The sequence below is a fragment of the Diaphorobacter sp. HDW4A genome, from assembly GCF_011305995.1.
Taxonomy (GTDB): Bacteria; Pseudomonadota; Gammaproteobacteria; order Burkholderiales; family Burkholderiaceae_C; genus Diaphorobacter_A.
The window spans coordinates 553,737-563,820 of record NZ_CP049910.1 but is presented as its reverse complement, the minus strand read 5'-3'; the positions used below and the strand labels follow the sequence as shown (position 1 = coordinate 563,820).

At 64.1% G+C, this 10,084-nt stretch carries 7 protein-coding genes; 1 reads left to right on the top strand and 6 read right to left on the bottom strand.

Features of this window, described 5'->3' with window-relative positions; all coding sequences use genetic code 11:
• Positions 1-45 precede the first annotated feature (45 nt).
• The 6 genes from G7047_RS02530 to G7047_RS02505 all read right to left on the bottom strand — a co-directional run bounded on the left by G7047_RS02530 (position 46) and on the right by G7047_RS02505 (position 4,277).
• Complete coding sequence (locus G7047_RS02530; RefSeq protein ID WP_166300424.1) at positions 46-747, bottom strand: 4'-phosphopantetheinyl transferase superfamily protein; 702 nt, start codon at positions 745-747, stop codon at positions 46-48.
• Positions 725-1,465, bottom strand: a complete 741-nt coding sequence (locus G7047_RS02525) for a thioesterase II family protein (protein WP_166300421.1) — start codon at positions 1,463-1,465, stop codon at positions 725-727. Before G7047_RS02525 ends, G7047_RS02530 begins: the two co-directional genes overlap by 23 nt.
• An 11-nt stretch (positions 1,466-1,476) precedes the next feature.
• A complete protein-coding gene (locus G7047_RS02520; protein WP_166300419.1) occupies positions 1,477-1,731 on the bottom strand; it encodes an MbtH family NRPS accessory protein in 255 nt (84 codons plus the stop codon).
• 349 nt (positions 1,732-2,080) lie between these two features.
• On the bottom strand, positions 2,081-2,329 hold the full coding sequence (locus G7047_RS02515) for a FecR/PupR family sigma factor regulator (RefSeq protein ID WP_166300416.1): 249 nt from the start codon (positions 2,327-2,329) through the stop codon (positions 2,081-2,083).
• Between the two features lie 154 nt (positions 2,330-2,483).
• On the bottom strand, positions 2,484-3,008 hold the full coding sequence (locus G7047_RS02510) for a sigma-70 family RNA polymerase sigma factor (RefSeq protein ID WP_166300414.1): 525 nt from the start codon (positions 3,006-3,008) through the stop codon (positions 2,484-2,486).
• 288 nt (positions 3,009-3,296) lie between these two features.
• Positions 3,297-4,277, bottom strand: coding sequence for a site-specific integrase (locus G7047_RS02505; protein WP_166300411.1), 981 nt, complete (start codon positions 4,275-4,277; stop codon positions 3,297-3,299).
• Between the two features lie 740 nt (positions 4,278-5,017).
• Between G7047_RS02505 and G7047_RS02500 the strand changes: the two genes are divergently transcribed.
• Positions 5,018-10,036 (top strand): Eco57I restriction-modification methylase domain-containing protein, encoded by a 5,019-nt coding sequence (locus G7047_RS02500; protein WP_205904700.1) that lies wholly within the window; start codon positions 5,018-5,020, stop codon positions 10,034-10,036.
• Positions 10,037-10,084: the final 48 nt, after the last annotated feature.

Sequence of the window (10,084 nt, the reverse complement as noted above, 5' to 3'; positions counted from 1 at the left end):
CGGATTCAAGCTGCGCCCTTCGTTCAACCCGGAATATCGACTCATTCACCACTTCATTTCTCCCTTGCCGTCCGGTTGCCACGCCAGGGTGGCGGCATAGCCGGGCGGCGAATCAAGGCGAAGGGCGCTCACGCGAGGCCAGTCCATCCCTTCGTGGCGTATGTCATAGGAAGCCCCCTCGGCAGGTCCGAGCTTCAACACCGAGAGTTGCTGCAGATGCTCCGCAACACCGAGGCCCAGAGCCTTCAACACCGCTTCCTTGGCCGTCCAGCACTCGAAGAAGTCGATGTGCCGATCGTCCGACAGTCGGCGCTCAAACACCGACAGCGCCTGGGCCGACAAGCCGATCACATCGCAGCGCGGATCGCGACGCTCGATGTCGACACCCACAGGCGCGCGCTCGGACAGGGCGATCAAGGCGAAGCTGCCTGCATGGGACACGTTGAAGAAGACGGGCGGATTGGACGAGCAAGCCGCCTCCAGGCGTGGCTTGCCATATGGGTTGGTCACGAACCTCAAGGTCTGCGGGCGGCAACGCAGACGCGCACCCAGCAGTCGCCGCAGAGCCACACGCGTGGCCACGAAGCGGACCTTGTCGTCATGCCTGTGGAAGCGCAGTGCGCGCACGCCCTCTTCTTCGCTCAACAAGCCCCAGTCGGCGTCTGACAACGGCGCCGCCAGATCGAGCGCAAGCTGGAACACGTCGATGCCGGGCGGCAGCGAATCAGGCAGACGCCGCGGCTGCATGGCACACCCCCGCAAACTGATGCGTCAACTCCCGCACCACCGCAGCAACCACCCGCTGCTCGTGCTGACGAATGAAGAAATGCCCGCCATCGAACCAATCAAGCGTGAACATGCTGCCGGCCTCGCGCCGCCAGGCCTCGACACGCTCAGCGGCAATGTCGTCTTGCCGCCCTGCAAGGGCGTGCATCGGCACGGAGAGTGGCTCGCCCGCCTGGTATCGGAAGCTCTCGCAGACACGGTAGTCCGCGCCCAGGGTGTCGAGCGTGAGGCGCAACAGTTCGTCGCTGGCCAGCACCTCCTCGGGCGTACCGCCCTGCTTGCGCAGGTCGGCGATCAGGGCCGCATCGTCGCCCTTGCCGGCAAACCGGTCCGGATCGCGGCGCGAGGGCGCAGGACTGCCAGACACGAACATCGCCCGGGGCAGGGGCTTGCCCAGGGCCCGCTGGTGCTGCGCCATTCCGTAGGCTAACAAGGCACCCATGCTATGACCGAACAGGGCATAGCGACCTTGCATCGCCGCCGCCTGCTCATCACAGATCTGCGCCACGAGCCGCCCGAAGTCCTCGACGAAAGGCTCGCCCAGGCGACCGCCCCGCCCCGGCAGTTCCACCGGCACCACGCGGATCCACTCCGGCAGCAGACGGCGCCACCGCAGGTACATGGTGGCGCTCGCGCCCGCACACGGCAGGGTCAGCAGATCGATGAACGGCGACCTCATGGAACCAGTCATCAGGCAGTCGCAGCAGCAGACTGGGCAGCTTTCTCGGCCTGCTCGTCCATCCATTTACGCAGCGACAGCGGACGCATGTCCGTCCACGTCTTTTCGACGTATTCGAGGACGGTCTTCTTGTCACCCTTGACCCCTTCAACGGCTTTCCAGCCGCCGGGTACGGCCTTCCAGTGGGGCCAGATGGAGTACTGTTCTTCGTGGTTGACAAGAACGATGAAAGTCTCGTCCTCACGGTCAAAGCAACTGGTCGACATGGGCATCCTCGTGCAGTGAAGAGAAAGCGACCTCACGCTTTGCCGGCCCGTTTGCCGACACGCTGGTCACTGCCTTCAAAGACGAGACAGCCGTCGATTTGTTTAGTCGCAGAACATCTCACGCCGGCCCATGGCGAACCGGAAACGAGGGAGCCGATCGTCGCAAGGCGCGCAGCGCCTCCCCTTGGCGACACACGCGAAAAGCACAGGGACAAAGAATGCGCAAAGAAGCACCGCCGACGCAAATCGCGACGTCAATCAGTGATCTCGTTGATTCCGGAAGCGATGAACGTCACTGGTCGGGTGCAATGGACCCGACGCTCGACTGAGAGCAGGAAAAACCCGACTTCTAGCGCTCGCCGTCGGGTTTCGTACAGCCGGGGATGTCGATATCGTTGGCAGGAGGAACCAGACCTGCCATCAGCCACAAGCGACCGGCCTTGTCGTAGGCTTGACGATGGGCAGGGTCGGCAGCAAGCCAGTGTGCCAGCTCGACCTCGGCGGCTGCATCCAAGCCTTGGTGCTCATGCTGGCGCATCACCCAGGACCAGGCGAAATCCCAAACCGGATCCTGCTTCGGATTCACTTCTTCGCCCATTGGCTGCCTTTTGAACACTGGGTGGCTGATGGCGCTATCAAATAGCACAGGTCATTGAATGATGACAGCTATGTGACCAAGACGCAAAACCCACGGGACGCCTGTGCGCCCTACCCCTTTTATCCGACGCCCCACGCAACGGGGCTTGGCAGCGTTATGCATCGTCCAGCAAATCGCGGCACGAGGCGATGGCTTGTGTTGCGTCCCTGAGCATGAAGTTCACAAGTGTGGCAGAGCATCCCAGTTGCTGCGCAATTTCGCGCTGCGTCAGCCCGCCCAGCCGGTAGAGTTCGAATGCGTGCCGCGTCCTCGGCGCCAGGGTTCCGAGAACCCTGTCAATGGCATCGAGAACTTGCCGCTCATGCAGACAACGCTCCGGGACACAACCGCCCGCGACCTGTGGAAGCTCCCCGTCCTCAGTGTGGATGCGGTACGTCGACTCGACAGCCTGGCGACGGCAGTGGTCGAGAGCCAGATTGCGGACCACTTGGCAGCAGTAGCAGTAAGGCTTGTCCACATTGCGCGCACACGCACCTTCGACAAGCTTCAAGTAGGCGTCCTGCGTCACCTCGTCCGCAATCTCTGGGGTGCCCACGATCTTCTGGGCGATGCGGCGGAGTTGCGCTCTGTGCGCAACGAAGACCTCCTTAAGCGCCGCTCCCGGCGAGTCCATCGGCATTGCAGCGCCTCTCTATTCAGGTGAATCGTTGTTTTACTTGCACATCATAACTGCGAATAATTCTTATTCACATGGCGCAAGAAGTCAACCGTTCCGACCGCATCCAGTGCTTGACTCAAGGCCAAGCGATGGAACTTGCGCACCGTCACACTGAACCCGAAGTACAAACTGGCGCTTGGAACCACCGGTCTGCGCTTCGGCCATGGTGATGAACATGGTGCAATGGGCCCGTTGCCGGGCCGTTGTGAGCCAACGGTGCGACTGCGTCCCCATCAAGGGCAATTCGCTTCAGCTCGTCACTCGATCCGACAGTTTGGTGCGGGAGAAGGGAGTCGCAGGGATGTCCGCGTCCGGATACAAGTCGGTCATCAGCTCGACCGTATCGGGGCGAGGCGGCAACAGCTCGCGGACAGCCTGTTTCTCGGTGATGCCCAGGATGAGCCCGATCTGCTCTTCGTCCGCTCCGCGGGCATCCAGGCGCAGCGCCACCGTGCGTCTCAAGGCCACGGCCGACAGACCTTGCATGTTGACGCGCTTGAAGATCTTGCGATAGGTGTCGAGCATCTGCCGGCACAAAAAGCGGGGACGGCCTTCGGCATCAAGGCAGTGCACGACGTAGGGCAGGCCGGCATCGTTCAGGAAAAGCCGGGCAGAGGCGTCGAACCCCCGGTAGGTCTCGCCCGCCTGCGGCGCCCTGCCCTGCTGGACAAGCCGATGGTCCAAATAGGCATCGATGGCCTTGATGGCCGCCGAACTCCGAAAAAACAGCGGACGCGGCTTCCGGTTGACCGACACCTCCGTCCGCATCTCGGAGCAACTGCGAACCGAGCCATCCGGATTCAGGTAGTCACCAATCTCAAGGCGGGCAACCTCCAGCGGTCGCGCACCCGTTGCCAGCACGATGTGGATGAGCGCCATGTCCCGCAAAGGCATCGGGCTGCGCAGGCCCGCGCGGCGGATGACCGTCCATACATCCTTGTCGGTAAGGATTTGCGGTTGCGCCGGCGGGCGCAGCTCACCCGCCTCGAAGCGGACAAGGGCAGCCTCGACGTCATCCTTGTGGGCGCGCAACTTGTGGACGTAACCCGTGGCCTCCGGATTGAACCCGTCGATTCCGACCTGTCGCTGCAACAACCTGGCAAGGCGCTTGACCCGATGTTCGATGGCAGTGCGGGTCAGGTGGTAGTCTGCGGCGACGGTGTCATAGGTCTCCCCGGCAAGAACTGCCCTCAGAATGGCGATGGACAGGCGGGTCGACTCACTGTGCATTTCAGGCGCGTGGCATACGGATTAACCTGCTTCCGATGCTCTCGTTGCACGCCCTGGCGAGACAGCCGAAATTCACCCCAAAGAAGGGAGAACTCGACATCAGCTCCGGACCGGCCAACAGTCCCGTCGATGCCTGGGCCCGCCAGCCCAACCTGCGTCGATCCGCGTCGCCCATGCACGCTCCACCAGTTGCACCCCCGTTCGAGGGATCCTTCGTGGTGGGACAAAGGCGTTACCGCCTGAACCAAACCTTCAGAACCCCCTCCTCGCCACCCACTCGGCAGTGATCGCCGCGATTCAAATCGGTTTGCCTTCCCGGCTGGCAGGCTGACGGGTAACACCACCATCCCCATCCGACCGCCGTTCGGGGGCTTTGAGAGAAGCGTTTCTGCTGCCATCGGGACACGCGGATCAAAGCGCGAGACACTGACCGGGCTCATGGGCCATCGCGGCCCGACGCTTGTCCTACGGGACATTCCGACACCGATCGGCGTCGCGGTCGATACCCGCCTTGCGACACGAACCTGCCACCCCGCCGCGCACGCGGGGGCTGGCAGAAACATGCTGCTCGCGCCGCTCGGCGCGCGGACATCGCTCGTTGCATCCCCTTCAGGACTTCCATCCCGACACGGGACTTCCTTCGAGGCCGCGCTGCATCGGTCCACTTCTTCAACCCTCATCGAGGAGCTCCACTCCTCATGACGGGACGGGGGACTCCTTGTTTATCAGGAGTCCTCAAGATGGCCAAAAAAGCCACAGATATCTCAGCGTCCTATTGGCTTCCGGGTTTCGAGCCCGACGCCACGCCATCCAACAGGCTGGTCGGCGCCTCGAATGTGCCGGCTGCGGAAACCCAGGCGACATCGATTCCGGGGCCGGTCACCAACGCCAGCCGCGATGAAGCCGCCGAAGTCCATGTTCTTCATGGGCGGAACTGGTGGCCCGCCGTCGCCGAAGCGAGCAGCACTGCTCGTGAGACCGTCCCGCCATTTCGCCCCGCCGATCTGGACGGCCTGGGGAGCGCCGTGGCCAAGTTCGACGCCAACTTGCGCGCGATCGAGATGCTGACCCGCATCGAAACCGAGCGCCGCCCGCCGGACAAGGACGAGCGCCGCGCCATGGTGCGCTACACCGGCTGGGGCAGCCTGCCGGCGGCCTTCAACCTCGCCGGCAAGGAACCGGCATGGACCGCACGAGCCCAGCGCTTGCAAGCCGTGCTGGACGAAACCGACCACGCGTCTGCACTAGCCTCCGTCAACAACAGCCACTACACGTCGCTGGACGTGGTTGCCGGCCTGTGGGCGGCGGTTCAGCGCTTGGGCTTTGCCGGTGGACGCGTCCTCGAACCCGCCGCCGGCATCGGCCACTTCATCGGCGCCATGCCGGAAACGCTGCAGGCCAAGTCACAGGTCACCGCGGTGGAAATCGACCGCCTGTCGGGTCGAATGCTGCAGGCGCTGTATGCGCCGGCCGGGGTCGCGGTCCATGTCGCGCCGTTCGAGAGGCAAGCCTTCCCGAATGGCTGGTTCGACCTGGTCATCGGCAACGTCCCGTTCGGCAACTACAAGGTGCCGGATACGAGCAACCGGCCTTACGCGGGCTTCAGCATCCACAACTACTTCATCGCCCGTTCGCTGGACCTGGTTCGCCCCGGCGGCCTGGTGGTCCTGATCACCAGCAGCCACACGCTGGAGTCTTCCAGCACGGTCGTGCGCCGGCATCTGGCCTCGCAGGCCCACCTGCTGGGTGCGATCCGCCTGCCCATGGGCACATTTGCCGAACTGGCGGGCACGGAGGTGCAGACCGACGTGCTGATCCTGAAGAAGCGGGAAGAGTCGGAAGTGCTCGACGGCGACTGGATCGAACGTACCCAGGCACCCGATGGCCTGATCGACCCGAGCCATGGGCGGCCGTACATGCAGGTCAATGCCTGGTACGCCCGGCACCCCGAGTGGGTGATCGGCCGCCTGCGCATGGAAAGCAACGGCTACGGGGAAGTGCCGACAGCGGTCTTCGAGGGCGACCTCGCTGCCGCCCTGTCCAAGCGGATCGCGATGTTGCCCGAGGGCTCCTATCGCGCCGCCAAGGCGACTGCACGGATCGTGCACGCGCCTGAGCCTGCGGAACCTGGTGCAAGGCCAGGAACCTTCCGCATCCGCAACGGCTGGATCCACCGGGTGGACGGCGGCTCGCTCGTCGATGTCCACGAGCAGTTCAACGCCACCCAGCGGGCACGGATCACCGGCATGTGCGCGATCCGCGACCATGCCCGGGCCCTGCTGGACACCCAGTTGGCCGAAGACGGAGACGACAAGCTGCGGCCCTTGCGGTCCATGCTCAACGGCACCTACGACCGCTATGTGGCGAAGTACGGCTGCCTGTCGACGCGGGCCAATGCGCTCGCGTTCCGGCGCGACCCGGACTATCCGCTGCTGCTTTCGCTCGAGCACTACGACGAGGAAACGGATTCCGCCCGCAAGGCGGCCCTGTTCACCCAGCGGACGTTGAAGCGCATCACGGCGCCGACCTCGGCCGACGAGCCGACGGCGGCGCTGGCTGCGTCGATGCAGTGGCGCGGTCGCGTCGATCCTGGGTACATGGGAGAACTGCTGCGCGCTCCGGCAGACGCGGTGACAACCGCGTTGGCCGAAGCCGGGCACATCTTCCACGACCCATCCGACGACGAATGGAAGACGGCCGACGAATACCTGTCCGGCAACGTCAAGGTCAAGCTCGAGCAGGCCAGGATGGGTGGCGAGGCCTACCGGCGCAATGCCGAGGCCTTGGAGCGCGTACAGCCGGAGGACCTGCCGCCGGCGTCGATCGAGGTTCGCCTCGGCGCCGTCTGGATTCCGGCGGCTGACATCGAGACCTTCCTGCAAGAGGGTCTGGAACTCAAGGACTGCAAGGTCACCTATTCGGCCGAAGCAGGCGCCTGGTGGGTTCAGTACTCGGAATGGTCGGTGCGGCAAAGCGTCAAGGCGACCCAGGAATACGGCACCTCGCGCATGAACGCAGTGGAGCTCGTCCTGTGCGCGCTCAACGTACAGACGCCGACAGTCAAGGACTATGCGCCCGAGAAGGACGCCTACGTGGTCAACCCTACGGAAACCTTGGCCGCCCGGGAGAAGCTCGGCCTGCTGAAGGATCGCTTCGCCGCCTGGGCCTTCGAAGACATGGGCCGGCGCGAGCGGCTGTGCGCGCTCTACAACCGCCTGTTCAACGCCACCCGGCCGAGAACCTACGACGGTTCGCACCTGCTGCTGCCGGGCTTCTCGCAGTGCTTCAAGCTGCACCCGCAGCAGCCGAACGCGGTGTGGCGCATCGTGCAGTCCGGCAACACCGGGTTGTTCCACACGGTGGGCGCCGGCAAGACAGCGGTGTGCGTCATCGCCAGCATGGAGCTGCGCAGGCTGGGCTTCGCGTCCAAGCCCTGCCATGTGGTTCCGAACCACATGCTTCAAAGCTACACGGCGGAATTCGTCCGGCTCTATCCCCAGGCCTCAGTACTGATGGCCACGAAGGAAGACCTGGAAGGTGACCGCCGTCGGGAGCTCGTCTCGCGCATCGCCACCGGCGATTGGGATGCGGTGGTCATCACCCATTCGAGTTTCGAGCGTATCAAGACATCCCCCGAGTTTTCCGAGGGGTTCATCAAGGAGGTCATCCATGACATAGAACTGGCCGTGCGTGCGGCCAAGAGTGAAGACCGATCCAACCGGATCGTCAAGCAACTGGAGAAGATGAAGAAGAGCTGGGCCGCGCGCCTGGAAAAGTTGTCGGCGCAGGAACGCAAAGACGACCTGCTGACCTGGGAGCAACTGGGCATCGACTGGCTGTTCGTGGACGAAGCCCATTTGCACAAGAACCTGTTCCGTTTCTCCAAGATGCGGGTGGCGGGTCTGCCGATGGCGAGTTCCGAGCGTGCCTTCGATCTGTACCTGAAGACGCGCTACACGATGCAGTTGCACGGCAACCGCCAGCGTGGGGTGGTGTTCGCAACCGCGACGCCCGTGGCCAACACCATGGCCGAGATCCACACCATGCAGCGCTACCTGCAACCCAGGCGGCTCGCCGAGTTGGGCCTGCAGCAGTTCGATGCCTGGGCCGCTACCTTCGGGGAAGCGGTCACGGGGTTGGAGATCGCCCCGGACGGCAGCGGCTACCGGATGCACACGCGCTTCGCGCGCTTCATCAACGTGCCCGAGCTGATGTCGATTTTCGGGGAGGTGGCGGACATCCAGACCGCCGAGATGTTGAAGCTGCCGGTGCCCAAGCTGCGCGGTGGAAAGGCCCGCACCATGGCCTGCCCGCCGAGCCCGCAGTTGAAGGCTTTCGTGCAGACCCTGGTCGAACGTGCCGCGGCAATCCGCAGCGGTCATGTAAAGCCCGACGAGGACAACATGCTGGCGGTCACCAACGACGGCCGCAAGGCAGCGCTGGACTTCCGGCTGATCGCGCCCTCGGCGCGGTTCGACACGGAAGGCAAGGTGGCCGCGTGCGTGCGTGAAGTGTATGCCATCTGGCAGCGCACGACGCCAACGCGTGGTGCGCAGTTGATCTTCTGCGACATGTCGTCTCCCAAGGGCGGCAAAGCCTTCAGCGTCTACGAGGATCTGCGCATGCGGCTCATTGCCGCCGGCATTCCCGAAGAAGAGATCGCGTTCATCCATGACGCAGACACCGACGCCCAAAAGGCGAAGCTCTTCAAGGCAGTGCGGGAAGGCCGCATCCGCGTGCTGATCGGCTCGACCCAGAAGATGGGCATCGGCACCAACGTGCAGGACCGCCTGGTCGCCCAACACGACCTCGATGCGCCATGGCGCCCGTGCGACGTGGAACAGCGAGAGGGCCGCATCCTGCGGCAAGGCAACATGAACGAGGAGGTAGACATCTTCCGCTACGTGACCGAAGGATCCTTCGACGCGTATTCGTGGCAGACCCTGGAGACCAAAGCACGCTTTATCGCCCAAGTTATGCGGGGGGACCGGGGCATCCGCTCCGTCGAGGACGTGGCGCTCGCCGCGCTGTCCTATGCCGAGGTGAAGGCCCTGGCATCGGGCAACCCGCTCATCATCGAAAAGGCAGGCGTGGACGCGGAGGTAGCCAAGCTCTCGACGCTCCACTGGGTGTGGCGCAACCAGCGCTATGCCAACGAGCGTGAGGTGGCCGATCTGCCGCTGCTGATCGCGTCGCTGGAGAAGAAGCAGGCGGCCCACGAGGCCGACCTGTTCCGGATGGAACCCCAAACAATGGACAACATCTCGGTAGAGATCGGCAAGCAGCGTTTCACCGGCCCGGATGCGGTGGGAGAAGCGTTGCGAGCGAGGGTGCTGGCGGTGAAGGAGGAAGCCACCCGTGGCCGGCTGCACGTGGATCGCGTCGTCGGTCGCTTCGGCGGGTTCGACCTCAGCATCGTCTGCATCAACGGCGAACACACGCCGGTCTACCACCTGACGGGCAACGCCGTCTACGAGGCAGCGCCCTACCAAATGGGGCCGGCCCTCGTGGCGGGCCTGCTCGCCACGCTCGACACCGTCAAGGAGTCGGCCGACAAGGCCGGCACCCTGCTGCAGACACGCCGCAAGCGCCTGGTCGACCTGCAGGTCGAACTCGGCCGGCCGTTCGAGCATGCGCTTCGCCTGCAGACGCTACAAGCGCGGCAGGCTGAACTGATCGAGCAACTCGACCTCACAAAGGACGAGGCCGGCAGCCAAGCGGCGGACGCCGATACTGGCGCAGCACTCGTCGCTGCATGATGGACTCCCCCCGGTCGCAAGGCTGGGGGGATTTTTTTCGCTTCGTTA

Bases quoted from the DNA above. Each gene is read 5' to 3' on its own strand.
- G7047_RS02530 (WP_166300424.1), bottom strand. From the start codon at position 747: ATGCAGCCGCGGCGTCTGCCTGATTCGCTGCCGCCCGGCATCGACGTG.
- G7047_RS02525 (WP_166300421.1), bottom strand. From the start codon at position 1,465: ATGAGGTCGCCGTTCATCGATCTGCTGACCCTGCCGTGTGCGGGCGCG.
- G7047_RS02500 (WP_205904700.1), top strand. From the start codon at position 5,018: ATGGCCAAAAAAGCCACAGATATCTCAGCGTCCTATTGGCTTCCGGGT.
- G7047_RS02505 (WP_166300411.1), bottom strand. From the start codon at position 4,277: ATGCACAGTGAGTCGACCCGCCTGTCCATCGCCATTCTGAGGGCAGTT.
- G7047_RS02520 (WP_166300419.1), bottom strand. From the start codon at position 1,731: ATGTCGACCAGTTGCTTTGACCGTGAGGACGAGACTTTCATCGTTCTT.
- G7047_RS02515 (WP_166300416.1), bottom strand. From the start codon at position 2,329: ATGGGCGAAGAAGTGAATCCGAAGCAGGATCCGGTTTGGGATTTCGCC.
- G7047_RS02510 (WP_166300414.1), bottom strand. From the start codon at position 3,008: ATGCCGATGGACTCGCCGGGAGCGGCGCTTAAGGAGGTCTTCGTTGCG.